Raw genomic sequence first — 16476 nt, 5'->3', positions numbered from 1 at the left:
GATGGCAACGCTCGCGCCGGTCGTGCACGCGGCAGGCTACATTGAAGTCTGGAATCCGCCGGAGGCCCGTGCAACCGCGCCCCATAGGGGCGGTGCCGCACGCAAGCTGACGGTTCCCCGACCCGCAGTGCCTCGCACGATGAAAGTTCACGCGCGGCACGCCCCGGCGCTGGCGCCGAAACTCATGGCCAAGCAAAGCAACATACAAAGGGACCCACCGGCAAGCGAGCCGGATATGTCCCAGATTCCGCGGCAGATCACGCCTGAAGGAAACGTGCTCCGGGTTGACGCTCGCGGCATGCCGGCTGAGGTCATCCGGTGATGGAATCGGAGACCTACAACGGCTATAGCGTGTGGGGGCATGCCATCCTGCAGCAGGAAGGCATTCTCCAGCCGGAACGCTATGCGGCGAGTGGGACGATTACCGGAGGTGGGAAGCTGGTTGAAGCGTCGGGCATCCTCGGCTATTTTGATACCGAGGAAGAAGCGCAGCATGCCGGGCTGGACTGGGCTCGCGCCTGGATCGATGCACACGGCTGACAGTCGAACTGTCTTTGTTAACCCGAGCTGTGGCAGATGTCTTCGCACCCGGGAACGCCTATCGAACAGCCCGTTCTTTATGCGTTACATGTCTTTTAAAATCTGGCCGCGCCGGCCGTTTGAGGACGATGGGTCGCGAGCAATTTCACGGCCGTGCCTTCTGTAGACCGAGGCCGATTTTGCCGGCAGGCAAGCGAGTACGAACCCCCGTTGACTTTGTGCTGCCCCTCCCGTAATGTGAAATTCGCCGCTGTGAAGAATCTCGCTTTTGCGCCCACCGATCGAGCTGGCAGCATCCCGGCATCCTCACCTTCGAACTTTCTCTACCTCGTCAATCGTTCTGTCAGTCATGGAAAGCAATCGCGCGCCCAGTCAAACGGATGAGCTCGCCCGCAGGCCGGCCCGCGCCGCAGATTATGCGGCCGAGAACCGGGCGCTTGTGGCACTCGCCCGAGTGCAGGCAGGGCCGCGCTCCGAATTCCTGCAGGCCATCGCGGACACGGCTCTGTCGCTTTGCCATGCTGATAGCGCGGGTATCAGTCTCGTCGAAGGGCCTGAAGGCAATCAGGTTTTTCGGTGGTTCGCCGTTGCTGGATTTTGTGCTGCCCTGCGCGGCAAAACCACTAAGTGGGATGAGTGTCCATGCGGCGTCACACTGGAATCGGGTGGCCCGCAACTTTTCATCAATCCGCAGGACCGTTTTTCTTGCCTGCGGTTTCCGGGCGTGAATGTGCCTGAAGGCATTGTCGTTCCGATTCCGGCTGACAACGGAGCGCTAGGTGCAATCTGGGTGATGTCGCATGCGGAGGATTGCAGATTCGATCCCGAGGACGTCAGACTGCTCTCGAATCTCGCCGTTTTTGCGGGCTCCGGCCTGACCATTGTCAACGCGCGCGACAGCGGTGAAGAGAGTGACCGGCGGCACAACGAGTTCATCGCAATGCTCAGTCACGAGCTGCGAAATCCGATGACACCGATCGATGGCGCGATCAGTGCAGCAAAACGGCTTTGTGCGGAAGACGAACGAGCTGTCGAAGTGCTGACTGTCGCGCAACGCCAGATGAGGCATCTGCGCACGCTGGTCGATGACCTGCTCGACGCCGCCCGTCTGAAGCATGGCAAGCTCGCGATCAAGCACAGCGACACCTCACTCAGCGAGATTGTGTTCGATGCCGTGACAGCCATCAGGCATCACATCCTGTCGCGCAGGCATACGCTCAACATCACGGGGCTGGACGAGCCGGTCTACGTGCGCGCCGACCACGTCCGCTTGAGCCAGGTGCTGGGTAACCTCCTTTCGAACGCGGCAAAATATACGCCGGTCGGAGGCACGATCGAGCTCGACGTGCGCGTCGAGGCAAACGGCTCGAGCGAAGAATCGGCCGGCCTGGTTACGATTGAGGTCTCGGACAACGGCATGGGAATCGATAGCGCGGTTCAGCCCCATGTCTTTGATCTGTTCGCGCAGTCCGCCCACGGTCAGGCGCGTTCCGAGGGTGGATTGGGAATCGGGCTCGCCGTGGCGAAGCGGATGGTCGAGTTGCACTGCGGAACCATCTCCCTCAGGAGTGAAGGGGCAGGCAAAGGGACGGTTGTGACGCTCCGCTTACCGATACTCCGGATGGCAGCGGATACAGACGGTGCAGCCCGCAAGGTGCCTGGCGCGACACCCGCGCCCGCGCGTCTGCTGCTGGTCGACGACAATCAGGACGTGCTCCGGGCGCTGAGCACCTTGCTCGAACTCGAGGGTCACGAGGTCACAACGTCGGACAATGGGCGCGATGCTGTACGGCTGATGTCTGAGAAGCATCCTGAGGTTGCAATCGTCGACGTAGGGATGCCGGATATGGACGGCTTCGAGGTGGCGCGAACGGTTCGCCTGAATCGCCGACTCGACGACATGATGCTCGTAGCGCTTACGGGCTATGCGTCCGAATCCGACAAGTCGAGGGCACTGGCGGCCGGCTTCGATTTCCATCTGACCAAGCCGCTTTCGCTCGATAAGCTGCAGTACATCCTGGCGAATCGTGCCAACGGCACGCTGCGGGGCATCGTCTAAGATCGGTGAGCGCCTGGGCGTTTGTGGGTACTCAGGCCCGCGGACCGGAGCGAACCATCCGCCCCGGTCGTCCAACCTTCAATCAGCCGGCGCGATTTTTCTAGGCTGGGTCAGCATCGCGGGCTGCAGGATCTCGTCGAGTTGGGTCTGACTCAGCAGCCCTTTGCTAATCACGATTTCCGCCACGCTTCGACCGGATACGAGCGCCTCCTGTGCAACCTCCGTCGCGTGCGTATACCCAATGTATGGGTTAAGCGCGGTCACGATACCAATCGAGTTTTCGACGATTGACCGCAGCCGGTCCCGATTGGCGGTGATGCCGTCGACGCATCTGGACGCCAGCGTCAAACATCCTGCCCGCAGATGGGCCACGCTCTTGAAGAGACTATGCGCGATGATGGGCTCGAACGCGTTGAGTTGAAGCTGCCCGGCCTCGGCGGCAAAGCTGACGGTCACGTCATTGCCGATGACCTCGAACGCTATCTGATTGACCACTTCAGGAATGACCGGGTTGACCTTGCCCGGCATGATGCTGGAGCCAGCCTGAACCGGTGGCAGGTTGATTTCCCCAAGACCTGCGCGAGGGCCGCTTGAAAGGAGCCGAAGGTCATTGCACGTCTTGGAAAGTTTCACGGCAACACGCTTCAACACACCAGACAACTGCACAAATGACCCGACATCCTGTGTCGCTTCGACCAGGTTGGGTGACGTTGTCAACGCAATACCCGTGACGTTGCTCAGGTGGCGGCATACGAGTGGTGCATACTCGGGATGCGTGTTGATGCCCGTTCCAATGGCCGTTGCGCCCAGGTTGATCTCACAGATCAACTTCGACGCTTCTCTGAGGCGCTCTTCGTCTTCACCGAGCATGACAGCGAACGTGCTGAACTCCTGTCCCAACGTCATGGGAACGGCATCCTGCAGTTGAGTCCGCCCCATCTTCAGGTCGTCCTTGAACTCCTCGGCCTTGCGTTCGAACGACGCCCGGAGCACGGCCATTGCGTCGACCAGTTGCACGATTCCCGCGTACGTCGCGATTTTCAATGCAGTCGGGTAGACATCATTGGTGCTTTGTCCGAGGTTGACGTCCTCGTTGGGATGAAGGATGTGGTACTCGCCGCGTTCGTGCCCGAGGTGCTCGAGCGCAAGATTGGCGATGACCTCGTTCGCGTTCATGTTGGTCGAGGTGCCGGCGCCGCCCTGAATCACGTCAACCACAAAGTGATCGTGGGCGACACCGGAACGGACCTGCTTGCAGGCCTGCACGATCGCCGACATCTTGAGCTCGCTGAGCAGCCCGAGGTCGTAATTCGCTAGCGCAGCCGCTTCTTTAACGTTCGCAAGCGCGTTGATGAGATTCGGATAAACCGAGATCGGAATGCCCGTGATGGGAAAATTCTCGAGCGCGCGCAGCGTGTGGACGCCATAGTAGGCTGCCGCGGGTACGGCGAGGTCGCCGAGAAGGTCGTGTTCGATGCGTTCGATGGCCGTGAGCATAACGATCCTTGATAGGTAAAAAACCTGGACGAAGTGCAACACCCGACGCCTCTGTATACCACGGGCCGGGGGAAAGAATGATTCGATCGATCGCCTATGGGCGCTGCGATTCCGATGCTGCAGTGGCGTATGCGACGCACTGCCGGGCCAGTACCTCTGTAGGGTCCACCAGGCGGACCGATCTGCCATTCGTACCGACGAATTCCGTCTGCGGAAGCAGTAGCGGCAACTCGGTGCAACCCAGGATGACAACTTCCACGCCTTGGGCAATGAGTCCATCAATCGCAGCAGCGATATCGGACTGACACTGCCCGGTCGTGAACCCGGCTTTCACGCCTTCCTTGCCGTAAATTGCATCCATTACGCGCGCCTGCAACGCGGGTCCCGGAACGACCTGCTGCAACCCTTGCGAGGTGAGCGCCTTTTCGTAGACGCCACTTTCGACCGTTCCCGAAGTTGCCAGCACACCGACTGAATGCAGCGAGGGAAAGGTTTCGCGAAGGTAGCCGACGGTGACCGTCAGCATGTTCACGATCGGTATGCTGAGATACGGCTGGATGCGCTCGACAAACGCATGAGCGGTGTTGCATGGGATCGCGATGATGTCCGCGTCGCCGGCCTCGAGCTTCTTGCATGTCGCGTAAAGGGAGATGGTCGGGTCAGGTCCATCGCCAAGCAGGCTTTCCGTGCGGTCCGGAATCTGCGGGTTCTGTTCGACCAGCAACTTGATGTGGTCCTGGTCGCGTTTGGCCGGCGTGTTCCTGACGATCTTGTGGATGAAATCCACGGTTGCCGCGGGCCCAACTCCGCCGACCACGCCGACCTTGAACAGTGTTTCGGGCGAAGAGTACTGACCGGATACGACGTACTGCGCATACGCCAGATTCGAATCGATCAGCGGCACAGGCAATGGCCCCAGCTCCTGCGCGACTAGAGCGATCTCGGTCAGCCCCGGGACGATGAGGTTGACGCCCTGGGCGATGAGGTCCTCACACGCCTCGCGCAAAAGCTCGACGGGCCGGCCATTCAGATTTCCGCTCTTGATGCCCTCCGGCCCATAGACGGCCTGGGTGACGAGGTCGAGGTTGTTTCGCACGGTGGGATAAACAATCTCAAACTCAGGCGCCGGGAAATACTTTTCGAACAATTCTTTTCGGCGTGTGTAGTCGGACGCGAGGATGCCGATTCGACGCACGGCAGGAAACTTCCGCCGGACATGGCTGCGAACAGCCTCGACCATGTCGACGATTTGCAGCGGTGAGTTCGCCTTCAGTTCATCGATAAACGTGTGGCTGAGGAAGCAGGGCAGCACAACCGTCGTGACGCCTTGCTTCTCGAAGCGGCTAATCAGGTCGAAGATATAGAGCTTTCGTTGTGTCGTGGCCTCAGTGCCGGCTCCCGAACTCCCGAAAGGGTGCTGTTCGAATACGACGTCGAAGTGCTCAGCGTCGCTGGTCGCGGGCGTCGATTTGACGAGCTTGAAGAATACGTCCGCGCTGGCCAGCGGCCCCAACCCACCCACCACGCCGAACTTGCGCATGTTCCTTTCCTTCACTTCCTTCATTCCGTCTCACCTTGCAGTTGGACGAAAACAGCGTCGCCGGCATGCTTTACCTGTTTGGCTGAGCGCTTCGCTTCCCACTTCGCGATGACGGCCGTCGCGATGCTGTTGCCGATCACGTTGGTGGCGGTTCGTCCCATGTCGAGGACCTGGTCGATGGCGAGAATGAGCACGACGCCGGATGGCGGCAGATGGAACATCGGCGCGACGGCAGCAACCACGACCACCGAGCCTCGGGCGACGCCTGCCATGCCCTTGCTGCTCACCATGAGCACGAGCAGCATCATGATCTGGGTGCCTAGCGGCATATCGATACCGAAGGCCTGAGCGATGAAGATCGCAGCGAACGCCTGGTACATCATCGAGCCGTCCAGATTGAATGCGTATCCGAGCGGCAAGGTGAAGCCAACCACCTTTTTGTCGACTCCGAACTCTTCGAGCTTTTCAGTCAGACGAGGGTAAGCCGCCTCGCTGCTCGCCGTCGAAAACGCGAGCATGGCAGGTTCACGAATCGCCTTTAACAGCGTCCAGATCTGCTTGCCCAGGAAGCAATAGCCAACGGCGACGAGCAGCGTCCAAAGCAACACCAGGCCGACATAGAAACTGCCGATGAGCTTGCCGTAAGTGGTCAATACATCCAGGCCGTGGACGGTGATGGCCGCAGCGAGCGCGCCGAAGACGCCGATCGGCGCGAGACGCATCACGTAGTCGGTCAGCTTCAGCATGGCAGGCACGAGGGCATCGACGCCTGCGATCAACGGCGCCACGCGCGAGTCGGTCTTGATGACGCTCAGCACGACGCCAAACAGCACCGAGAAGACCAGAATCTGAAGAATGTCATTGCGGGCCATGGCATCCATGATGCTGGTCGGAAACGCATGCGTGACGAAGTCCTTGAAGTTCAAGCCTGCGGTATTCAGACCTGTGGAGACATCGGCGCTGGTCTGCACCATATGGAGCCCGGCCCCCGGTTGAAACAGGTTCGCGAGGACCAGACCGAGGGCGAGCGACAGCAGTGACGCGCACACGAACCACCCCACCGACCTGAAGCCGATGCGGCGCACGTCGCTCGTTCCCGCCATGCCCGCAAGGCCGGAAACCAGCGTTGCGAAAACCAGTGGCGCGATAATCATCTTCACGAGACGAAGAAAAATATCGGTGATGATTGAAAAGTATCCGGCGATGGTTTTCGCTTCAGCGGCATCCGCGACAGACCGGTGGCAGATGTAGCCGACAATGACGCCGAGCACCATGCCGACAAAAATATAGAGTGTGAGGCGATTCTTCATTTGAACCCGTCCTGGGAGGGCGTACGGTGCTCGACTGCACACCGGGCGCATGCTTGGCGAAAACTCGCTGAGTCAGCAGGTTTTTGTGGTTGGACGGATATTAAGGAACATCAAAAAGATGTCGATGCTAGTACTGCATGTGGTTATGCGAGTTTCGCATAACCCGTGAAAACCCTATCAGGAGGGTTGTGAGGCGGCGCGAATATGTCCCCAGAGCGTCTCCAGAAACTCGCTGCGATTTGAGGCGTCACGGTACACGCGCAGTTCGACTTCGAGATGCCATTCGGCGCGCCCAGCGGCGACCAGTTCGCCCGATTCGAGTTCGGTATCGATGGAGCTTTTTGGCAGCCACGCCACGCCTTCCCCTTCCATGACGAGTTTCTTCAGTACCTCCGCCATGTCCGACTCGTAGTGAAGCTGCAGCGCCGGGGCAGCCGTTGCTTTTCCAAGAAGCAACGCGAGGCAGCGGCCAAAATAGCTGGTTTCCGTATAGGAGATGAGCGGCAGCGGACGGTTCGCCGTGCCCGGCAACCGGAACGCGGGCGCCGAGCGTTCATTGGGTCTGCAGACCGGCATGAACGTATCGACGCCTACGGTCAGATGCTGATATCGCGCGGGGTCGAGATGCAGCGGCAACTCAGGATGGTGATACGCAAACATCAGTTCGCAGTTCCCGTTGACGAGCATCAGAATCGAATCGTGCACGTTCGTCGGAATGACCCGGGCGCGCACCTCGCCAAAATGCGCGGTGAGCGCCTTCAGCCATGCGGGCAGAAAGCTCAGCGCGATGGTGTGGCCGGCTGCAATCTGCAGGCCCTTGCCGGCCATCCGTTGCTCGGTGCGGATGATCGCTCGCGTGTCGAAGAGCTTCTCGAGAATATCTTCGGCTGCCTCCTGGAACAGCCGTCCAGCGGGCGTCAGTGTCGGGGGAAAGTTGCTCCGGTCGATGAGGTCGGCGCCCACCCACTGCTCAAGCGACTGGATTCGCCGGCTAAAGCCGGACTGCGTGACGTTCCGGAATTCTGCTGCCCGTGAAAAGCTTTGATATCGTGCAAGCGCGATGAAGTCTTCAATCCACTTGATTTCCATATCGGGTCCTGTGACATGCCGCAGCGCCTGCGAGACCGGGAGATTCTACGCTGGGGCGCCGTCTTGCAGCCCGAGAGCCTGGATTGCCCACGGGCTTCGTCGCGAATGCGGCCAAGGTTTGTTTCGTTCGTATGTGGCTCGCCGACGTAGTTATCGATAACCCACCGACACCACACCCTGGAGAGTCGAATGTCGCAACCCGGCGTTTCAACCGCCTCACCGCGCGCCACAGGTTCTTTCGTCGACCGGATCAAGGATCGGGTCGTGTTGCTCGCCCTCTTTGTCGGCTCGATGTGGGCGACGTTCTTCCTGTCGGTCGCGATGCCGTTCCTGCATCTGAACCGTCATGGCGTTGTTCCGCGCACACTGGGCGGCCTGCAGGGCATCCTGTTCGCCCCCTGGCTGCACGCCGGACTCTGGCACATCACGGCTAACACAGGCGGACTGGTGGTGCTCGGCTGGCTCACCATGTGGCCGCGCATCGCGAACTTCTGGCAGGCGACCGTCGGCGCCATGCTCGGCGCAGGATTGTGTGCGTGGTTACTCGGTGCGCCGTATTCGGTGCACATCGGCGCGAGTGGCGTGGTGTTCGGATACGCCGGATATCTCGTCGCACGTGGCTTCTATACACGCGGCATCCTCTCGATTCTGGTCGCACTATTCGTCGCCAGCAGCTACGGATTGAGCATGCTGTATGGCCTGCTGCCCAACTATCCGGGCGTATCGTGGCAAAGCCATCTCGGTGGTGCGATTGGCGGCATCGTTGCCGCGCGTATGTTCGCCGTGCCGCGGTCGCGGACGGTGCCCTGAACTCCCTTGAAATGCAGCCGATATTTGCCAGGACCGCGTCTTGAGGTGAGCGCTGAAGAATACCGGTCAACCGACTACAATCAGCGAGGTACACAGCGCGAACAGGGACGAGCAGACAACATGCGCCGCTGTGCCAGTTCCTGCTGAATCCGGAGGCATCATGAATCGAACCGAGACGGCTCTGATTGTGGGCGCGGGAAAGGGCTTGAGTGCCTCTCTCGCACGGCTGTTTGCAGCAGAGGGTATGCAGGTCGCGCTCGCAGCCCGCGATACCAGCAAGCTGAAGGACCTTGTCGACGAGACCGGCGCGCTCGCCTTGAGTTGCGACGCAAGTCGGCCGGACGATGTCAAAGTACTCTTTGACAGCGTAGAAGACTCGTTCGGGGTGCCTGACCTCGTGGTCTATAACGCGAGTGGCCGCTATCGCGCCCCGGTCGAAGACATCGAGGCTGAGAAACTCGAGGATGCGCTTAAAGTGACCGCGGTCGGTGGCTTTCTTGTAGCCCAGGCCGCCGCCATTCGAATGCTCGCACAAGGCAGCGGCACCATCCTCCTGACCGGCGCTACTGCAAGTGTGAAAGGGCTACCGGGTTCGACGCCATTTGCGATGGGTAAATTCGCGTTGCGAGGAATGGCCCAATCCATGGCCCGGGAACTTGCCCCGAGAAATATTCACGTTGCCCACTTTGTCATTGACGGTGGTATCGCCAGTAGTCGCGTGCAATCGGACGATGGCAGCGCTGACGACAAATGGCTGGACCCCGACGCCATAGCGAAGGAGTACCTCCATATTCATCGTCAGCATCGCAGCGCGTGGACGTGGGAAGTTGAACTACGCCCCTGGGTAGAAAAGTTTTAGCGCGCCGCTCTAGTTGTTGTACTGCGTCATATCGTAGTACGTGGTCCCATTCTGTCCACCACCCAGTTGCACGAGGCGCGAACCACCGGTCGTCAACGCCGGGAACGGGCAATTCGTGCAAGTCTGCACGCCCGTGGAATTGATCCCCGAGTGGACGGTGGTTTGATACTGGCCGACCGTTGTGTTGTTCGGCGCGCCGGTCGAGAAGCCATAGATTGCCGTGCTGGAACCGGAGCCCGTTCCCGTGTTGGCCTGAATCTGCACGGACGTCACCGGATAGGTGGGATTGGGTCCAGTCACGACGCTCGACCATGTCACGCTCATCGCGTACTGCACGCCGGCTAGCGATCCGCTGGGCGTCAGGAACTGGGTCGCGAAGTCCGGCTGCAGCGTCGGCCACGCGACCGTGCTGCCCGCCGCCGCGTTCAACGGACTGCCCGGATTGATGATCGACGACTGGCCGAGCTGCGCGCCGTTCCTGTCGTAGAACGTGACGGTATAGGTTGCGTAGAGCGGCACGGTGCTCGCGTCGACCGATTGCGCCGAGTAATAGCCGCTCGAGGCCGGCGTGAAGCTCGCGGTCGACGAAAGCGATTGCCATGACCAGCGGTACAGCTCCGTATTGCTGCCCGTCATTGCAGGCGAAACCGGCGCCGCGCTCAAGGGCAGATCCGACAGACCCAGCGAGTCGCCGCCGAGCGCATTGCGCGGCATCAGCCAGACCGGCGCAGTGAGACCCGGTCCGGTGACGGAAGCCGAATAAACCGTCGGATTCAAAGCGGTCGGAATCGCGACCTTCAGACCCGATTCATAACGGTTCACGTCGTTAGGCTTCGAGTCGAGGAAGGTGCGGCGCTGGATTTGCGACATGATCGAAACAGCGAATTGCGACTGGTTGCCGATCAGATCCCAGCCGAGTTGTGTGCCGTTGGAGAGCGCGACGGGCGTGGGCAGCTGTTGCGCGATGGTGTAGAGCACGCCGCCCGAAGTGCCGCTCGCGAGCGTAAACGGCAATTGCACGAGCGCCAGCTGCTTGCCGTTGCGCGTGAAAAAGGCGAGTGTCTTCGGCGAACCGAATACCGCGCCACTGAACCTCGCATCGGTCTGGCCGTGGCCGATGGCCAGGTCGGTCGAACCGTTGTCGAGGAAGGTCGAGTCGATTGCCGGCGAGCATGATGTATTGAGCGTGCCGTTTGCCGCGCAGGCGTTCAGCAACGCAGCAAGCGGCTCCAGATAGTTCGCCGCCACCGCCGGTGCTGCCAGGCTGACCGATTGGGTGGTCTGGTTGTTCAGGGCGACTGTCGTGCCCGGCGCCGCATTCGACACCAGCAACAGGCCGCCGTTGGCCGCCGATACGAGCGAGACCGTGTCGATCACCGCGTCGGCGCCGGTGTGATTCGGCGTGAAAGCCGTGCCGATGGGATCGAAGCCCACCGCCTGGATGCCGTTCTGCGCGAGAATTTTCGCCAGTATCGCGTCGAGTGTGAGGGTGGCGATCTGCACGGACGGCAGCGTCACCTTGGCCAGCGCCGTGGTGGACCCGAGGTCGGCCGGATTGCCCGAAGCCGTCAGCATGGCGGCAATTGCGGTAGTCAGCGTGGTGACGTTGACGATAGCCGGCGCTGTGCCGTTCGGCAGGCTGGCGAGCACGGAGACGAGCGAGGCCTGGGCGCCGGTGGGATCCGTGACCGTAATCAGAAACGGCGCGGTCATTCCCTTCACCGCGATCGTGTATGCGCCCTGGGCGTTGGTGCTTGTGGAGGCCTGCGCGCCGGTCGCATCGGTCAGCGTGACGCTTGCGCCCGCCACGGCGGTGCCTCTCGCGACCGTGCCGTTGACCGTGCCGGCCGTGGCCGCCGGCGTGCCCGACGATGACGTTGAACTGGAACCGCCGCCGCCGCAAGCGCTCAGTTGGAGCAAGGCAAAGGCCACGGCAGTCGCGACGCCGCTACGCACTAACGATCGATGCATGAAATTCCCCGATGCTTCGTATATATGATTCGTTTGTTCTGCCGGCAAACCAGGTATGCCGATGAGTTTGATGGTGTTCTGTGTATGCCGTGCGATGCCGCCGGATTAAATGCGGATTATCTCCTGCAATTAATCGTTAAACGGCGCGTTAAACGGCGCCTTCACGACGGGCTTTAGCGCGTTCGGAGAATACTTCAAAGCGGCGCGCTTGTGTCGCGCGCCGGGGAATCCGCCGTTCAGGTTCAGCGTTTTCAATTACTTGCCCAATTCGTGTCCGATAATCCCGCCGGCCACCGCACCGCCGACCGTGCCGACCGCGCTGTGATCGGTCGCCTCATTACCGATGACGCCGCCTGCCGCCGCGCCGCCAAGGGTGCAGCCGGTCGTGGTTGCCAGTAGCGTCAATACCATTGCGACGATGCCCAGACCAGATAGATTCCGCATGATGTCACCTCGGATGTGTGTGGATACACAAGCGGGCAGCAATTCCCATGCCGCAGCCGTTTTACGAGTGTCCGTAGAGCCGGCGGTGTCACGGCATCCGGGCGGCGAAACGGGTTTGCTGGAGTGATTCGCGCTTGCTAGACTGCCCTTCGCCACCCAACTGTAAGCGCGTTCTTGCCGTCGTACGCCGGTCTGGCGTTCACGTCCGCGGCGCGATCCATCGGAGACACCATGTCCTACCTGCTGCTTATCGTCGAACCCCCGGATCAGCGCGTCGAACGCGGCGAGCAGGCGGGGCGCGAGGTCTATGACCAGATGGTGCGTTTTGCCGCCGACCTCAAGGAGCGCGGCAAGCTGCTTGCCGTCGAATCACTGGTCACCGAGTCAGTGCGTGTGCAGGTGCGCGACGGTCAGCCAAAGCTGCTGGACGGCCCGTTCGCCGAAGCCAAGGAAATGATCGGCGGCTTCTTCCTGCTCGATTGTGAAACCCGTGAAGAAGCGGTGGCGATCGCGCAAGCCTGCCCGGCCGCTTCATGGTGCAGTGTCGAAGTCCGCGAAACCGGCCCCTGTTTCCTTTAAGCAGGCTCGCCCGGGTTCGCTTGGGGTTACCTATTCGCGCTATTTTCTTAGGGATTTCCCTGGATCGGTAACAAATATGTCGATCCGGTCACGCGTCGCTCGTCGTGTGAGTAAGGAGCCAGGAACCGCAAATGGCTCTTCATCTTTACTTACCACACGCCACCCAGGGAGCGATTGCGATGCGATTCATGATCATAGTGAAGGCCACGGCCGTCAGCGAAGCCGGCGGGTCGCCGGATGAAGCCCTGATGACCGCGATGGGCGCCTACCACGAAGAATTGGCCAAGGCCGGCGTGCTACTCGACGCAACCGGGCTGCAACCGAGTTCGAAGGGCTGGCGCATCCGCTACAGCGCAGGCAAGCGCACGGTAATCGACGGTCCGTTCGCGGAAACCAAGGAACTGATCGCCGGCTATACGCTGATTCAGGTTCGTTCCCGCGAAGAAGCCATGGAATGGGCGCGGCGATTCCCGGCGCCGTTCGGCGAACAGGCCGACGGCGAAATCGAAGTGCGGCAACTGTATGAGCTCGAAGACTTCGAGCCGAGCCCGGAACTGGAGCGCTTCAAAAAACTGGACGTGGCCAAACATTGATTGCGGCCCAACATTGATCGCCACGCCGATCCGCGCGCCGCATAAGGCGCCGATCCGGCTACATCGAAAGGATTCATCATGCTCAAAGCCATTTTGATTACCGTCGTCGCGGCGGTGGGTCTACTGCTCATCTACGCGGCGACGCGGCCCGACAACTTTCGCATCGAACGCAGCGTGCGCATCAAGGCGCCGCCTGAACGGGTCTACGGGTTGATCGACGACCTGCATCAGTTCAATCGCTGGAATCCATTCCTGCGCAAAGACCCCGCGACGCAAGGCACTTACAGCGGCACGCAAGGCGGCAAGGGTGCGCGGTATGCATGGCAAAGCGAAAAGATCGGTGTGGGGCAGATGGAGATTGTCGATACGGCGGCGCCGTCGAGCGTGACGATGAACCTCGATTTCATCAAACCGTTCGAGGCGCATAACATCGCCGAATTCGAGCTGAAGCCGGAGGCGGGCGAGACCCAGGTCACCTGGGCGATGCACGGACCCGCCCCCTTTCTGTCGAAGCTGATGCAGGTATTCGTCAGCATGGACCGGATGGTCGGCAAGGATTTCGAAGGCGGCCTGAGCAATCTGAAAACGCTTGCCGAGGCGAGTTGAATGCGCCGGCCCGCAGCACAGGCGGGCACGCGGCAGGATCAACGCAGGATCAATGGATTCCATCATGCATAAGCAGATCTACGTCAATCTCGCGGTCGACGATCTCGAACGGTCGAAAGCGTTTTTCAGCGCGATCGGTTTCACCTTCGATGCGCAATTCACCAACGAGCAGGCTGCGTGTCTGATCCTCGGCGAAAACCTCTACGCCATGCTGCTGGTCAAGGACCTGTTCAAGTCCTTCACGCGCAAGTCGCTTTGCAATCCGAAGGAAAGCACTGAAGCATTGCTGGGCCTGTCATGCGAGAGCCGGGGCGAGGTGGATGCGCTGGTCGCGAAGGCGCTCGCCGCCGGCGGCACGGTGCCGCGCGCGCCGCAGGACTACGGCTTCATGTACGGGCATGGCTTCGAGGATATCGACGGACACATCTGGGAGCTGATCTACATGGACCCGAACGCCAAGGCAGCGGGCTGATCACGTGACGACGCAGGCTACCCATCGTGCCATCGAGGCTGTCTGGCGGATCGAATCCGCCAAGGTCATTGCCCACGTCGCACGGATCGTGCGCGACGTGGGGCTCGCGGAAGAGCTGGCGCAGGACGCGCTGGTGGCGGCGCTCGAACATTGGCCGGACGCGGGCGTGCCCGACAACCCGGGAGCCTGGCTGATGGCAACCGCGAAGAACCGGGCTCTCGACCGCTTGCGTCAGGAAGCGCTGCATGCCCGCAAGCGTGAGGCGTTGGGCCACGATCTCGACGCATTGGAGGCGCACCTGGTGCCGGATTTCGTCGATAGCCTCGATGCCGCGCGCGCCGACGATATCGGCGACGACCTGCTGCGGCTGGTGTTCACCGCGTGCCACCCGGTGTTGTCCACCGACGCCCGCGTTGCGCTGACCTTGCGCCTGCTCGGTGGCCTCACCACGGAAGAAATCGCCCGTGCGTTTCTCGTGCCCGAGCCGACCATCGCGCAGCGCATCGTGCGGGCCAAGCGAACACTGTCCGCAGCCAAGGTGCCGTTCGAAGTGCCGCAAGCGGATGCGCGCGCGCCGCGGCTCGCCTCGGTGCTGCAGGTGATCTATCTGATTTTCAACGAAGGCTATTCGGCTACCGTCGGCGACGACTGGATGCGTCCGGCGTTGTGCGAGGAAGCGCTGCGGCTCGGGCGTGTGTTGAGCGGGCTTGTCCCTGACGAAAGCGAAGTGCACGGTCTCGTCGCGTTGATGGAAATCCAGGCGTCGCGCACTCACGCGCGGACCGACGCCGACGGCAAGCCGGTATTGCTGCTCGACCAGGACCGCAGCCGCTGGGACCCGCTCCTGATCCGCCGGGGATTGGCTGCGCTCGCCACCACCCACGCGTTGGGCGGCGCGAGCGGCCCGTATGCGTTGCAGGCCGCGTTAGCCGCGTGCCATGCGCGAGCCCGCCGTGCCGAAGAGACCGACTGGGTGCAGATCGTCGCGTTGTATGACGCGCTGGCGCAGGTGGCGCCTTCACCGGTGGTCGAGTTGAACCGGGCGGTGGCAGTCGGCATGGCGTTCGGGCCTGCTGCCGGTCTGGAAATTGTCGACGCGCTGGCAGCCGACGCGTCGCTCGCGAACTATCATTGGCTGCCGAGCGTGCGCGGCGATCTGCTGGAGAAGCTCGGCCGCGTGGAAGAGGCGCGCGCCGAATTCGAACGCGCCGCCGCCATGACGCGCAACGCGCGCGAGCGCGAGTTGCTGCTCGAGCGTGCTGCGCGCGGCAGCACGCATTGAATCGCACGCAACTTACCGGATCATGCCGAGCATGGCAGCAAATGTGCCGACGCTCACATGCGGCGGCACGGCGGACGAGAGTACCGAGGCAAAGCGTAGCGTAACCGCTCGTCGCGCGAACTGCATGCTCGGCGCCGGTCGGGCAATCCGGCCAGAAATCAGGCCGAAAAGAACGCCATGACGGCCGTGATCACACCCGCTGCCGCAATACCGAACGACAGATTGCGCAGCCATTTCTTGCGGGTCAGCAACGTGATCGCGCACAGGGCGATCGCCACCTGAATCAAAGTCGTGGCCTGCGCCCAGCGATGATGGCCGTGCAGCAGCGCTTCGCTTTTAGCGTCGTTGTCCACGACCTCTTTCTCGATCGCTTCGGCCTTCGCGCGGATCGGCTCTTTCTGCTGCTTGTACTTGTCGACGTCGGCGAGGAACTTGGCGTGGGCGTCGGTATTGCCTGGCGACAGCGCTGCGCCGAGTTCAGCGAGATTCTCTTTCTCGCCCTTGGCCTGGTAGTAGTTCCATTGATTCGATGCTTCGGTCTTTTTAATGGCGGCTTCGTTCTTGTAGTACAGCGCCAGATTTTCGCTGTTGCCGCTCTGGTAGGCGCACAGCGCGCCGATCGTCGCGAGGATCGCCGTCATGACGGCCATGCGGCTGGCAAAGGGGTCCTCGTCGTGGTGACCGGCGTGTTCAACCGCATGGTCGTGCGGACCATGCACTTCATATTCTTCAGACATCTGATTCTCCGAGCGAGGCTTTTCTTGTGATCTCCGGGCGTCGCGCATGGCGGTGGCCCATGCGCGGTCGACGCTGCAAGCGCTGCCC

General features: G+C 61.3%; 16 protein-coding genes. 9 read left to right on the top strand and 7 right to left on the bottom strand.

The features are described from left to right. Positions 1 to 321 precede the first annotated feature (321 nt). Both BCY88_RS37790 and BCY88_RS37785 read left to right on the top strand, forming a co-directional pair. Entirely contained in the window at positions 322 to 540 is a 219-nt protein-coding gene (locus BCY88_RS37790) for a hypothetical protein (protein WP_120349171.1), read from the top strand. A gap of 268 nt (positions 541 to 808) precedes the next feature. Beyond that, complete coding sequence (locus tag BCY88_RS37785; RefSeq protein ID WP_259461652.1) at positions 809 to 2599, top strand: hybrid sensor histidine kinase/response regulator; 1791 nt, start codon at positions 809 to 811, stop codon at positions 2597 to 2599. Positions 2600 to 2677: 78 nt separating this feature from the next. Here the strand turns inward: BCY88_RS37785 and aspA are convergent, their stop codons facing one another. From aspA to BCY88_RS37765, 4 genes are all read right to left on the bottom strand, one after another. Further along, positions 2678 to 4096, bottom strand: coding sequence for an aspartate ammonia-lyase (gene aspA, locus BCY88_RS37780; RefSeq protein WP_120349169.1), 1419 nt, complete (start codon positions 4094 to 4096; stop codon positions 2678 to 2680). 94 nt (positions 4097 to 4190) lie between these two features. Further along, positions 4191 to 5660 carry a cysteate racemase gene (cuyB, locus tag BCY88_RS37775; protein WP_120349168.1) on the bottom strand — a complete coding sequence of 490 codons (1470 nt, stop codon included), beginning with the start codon at positions 5658 to 5660 and terminating at the stop codon, positions 4191 to 4193. Further along, the gene (locus BCY88_RS37770; RefSeq protein ID WP_120349167.1) at positions 5657 to 6946 is read right to left on the bottom strand and encodes a dicarboxylate/amino acid:cation symporter; all 1290 of its coding nucleotides are present in this window, start codon (positions 6944 to 6946) and stop codon (positions 5657 to 5659) included. Before BCY88_RS37770 ends, cuyB begins: the two co-directional genes overlap by 4 nt. Positions 6947 to 7123: 177 nt before the next feature. Next, positions 7124 to 8035 (bottom strand): LysR substrate-binding domain-containing protein, encoded by a 912-nt coding sequence (locus BCY88_RS37765; protein ID WP_120349166.1) that lies wholly within the window; start codon positions 8033 to 8035, stop codon positions 7124 to 7126. 189 nt (positions 8036 to 8224) lie between these two features. Here BCY88_RS37765 and BCY88_RS37760 point away from each other — a divergent pair, with 189 nt between their 5' ends. Both BCY88_RS37760 and BCY88_RS37755 read left to right on the top strand, forming a co-directional pair. Further along, positions 8225 to 8845, top strand: coding sequence for a rhomboid family intramembrane serine protease (locus BCY88_RS37760; protein ID WP_120349165.1), 621 nt, complete (start codon positions 8225 to 8227; stop codon positions 8843 to 8845). Between the two features lie 160 nt (positions 8846 to 9005). Beyond that, positions 9006 to 9704 carry an SDR family NAD(P)-dependent oxidoreductase gene (locus BCY88_RS37755; protein WP_120349164.1) on the top strand — a complete coding sequence of 233 codons (699 nt, stop codon included), beginning with the start codon at positions 9006 to 9008 and terminating at the stop codon, positions 9702 to 9704. 9 nt (positions 9705 to 9713) lie between these two features. On the opposite strand, the gene BCY88_RS37750 is transcribed toward BCY88_RS37755, so the two are convergent. Both BCY88_RS37750 and BCY88_RS37745 read right to left on the bottom strand, forming a co-directional pair. Beyond that, entirely contained in the window at positions 9714 to 11675 is a 1962-nt protein-coding gene (locus tag BCY88_RS37750; protein WP_120349163.1) for a carboxypeptidase-like regulatory domain-containing protein, read from the bottom strand. A gap of 255 nt (positions 11676 to 11930) precedes the next feature. Continuing rightward, positions 11931 to 12086 carry a glycine zipper 2TM domain-containing protein gene (locus BCY88_RS37745; protein ID WP_259461665.1) on the bottom strand — a complete coding sequence of 52 codons (156 nt, stop codon included), beginning with the start codon at positions 12084 to 12086 and terminating at the stop codon, positions 11931 to 11933. A gap of 264 nt (positions 12087 to 12350) precedes the next feature. Here BCY88_RS37745 and BCY88_RS37740 point away from each other — a divergent pair, with 264 nt between their 5' ends. From BCY88_RS37740 to BCY88_RS37720, 5 genes are all read left to right on the top strand, one after another. Next, a complete protein-coding gene (locus tag BCY88_RS37740; RefSeq protein WP_120349161.1) occupies positions 12351 to 12698 on the top strand; it encodes a YciI family protein in 348 nt (115 codons plus the stop codon). 179 nt (positions 12699 to 12877) lie between these two features. Beyond that, on the top strand, positions 12878 to 13291 hold the full coding sequence (locus tag BCY88_RS37735; RefSeq protein ID WP_120349269.1) for a YciI family protein: 414 nt from the start codon (positions 12878 to 12880) through the stop codon (positions 13289 to 13291). Positions 13292 to 13369: 78 nt separating this feature from the next. Then, the gene (locus BCY88_RS37730) at positions 13370 to 13897 is read left to right on the top strand and encodes an SRPBCC family protein (RefSeq protein WP_120349160.1); all 528 of its coding nucleotides are present in this window, start codon (positions 13370 to 13372) and stop codon (positions 13895 to 13897) included. 64 nt (positions 13898 to 13961) lie between these two features. After that, the gene (locus tag BCY88_RS37725; protein ID WP_120349268.1) at positions 13962 to 14369 is read left to right on the top strand and encodes a VOC family protein; all 408 of its coding nucleotides are present in this window, start codon (positions 13962 to 13964) and stop codon (positions 14367 to 14369) included. A gap of 4 nt (positions 14370 to 14373) precedes the next feature. Continuing rightward, positions 14374 to 15651 carry an RNA polymerase sigma factor gene (locus BCY88_RS37720; protein ID WP_120349159.1) on the top strand — a complete coding sequence of 426 codons (1278 nt, stop codon included), beginning with the start codon at positions 14374 to 14376 and terminating at the stop codon, positions 15649 to 15651. A gap of 158 nt (positions 15652 to 15809) precedes the next feature. Here the strand turns inward: BCY88_RS37720 and BCY88_RS37710 are convergent, their stop codons facing one another. Further along, a complete protein-coding gene (locus BCY88_RS37710) occupies positions 15810 to 16388 on the bottom strand; it encodes a DUF4337 domain-containing protein (RefSeq protein ID WP_120349158.1) in 579 nt (192 codons plus the stop codon). Positions 16389 to 16476: the final 88 nt, after the last annotated feature.

The sequence above is a fragment of the Paraburkholderia fungorum genome, from assembly GCF_003610895.1.
Lineage (GTDB): Bacteria > Pseudomonadota > Gammaproteobacteria > Burkholderiales > Burkholderiaceae > Paraburkholderia > Paraburkholderia fungorum_B.
This window is presented reverse-complemented; position numbering and strand designations above follow the sequence as displayed.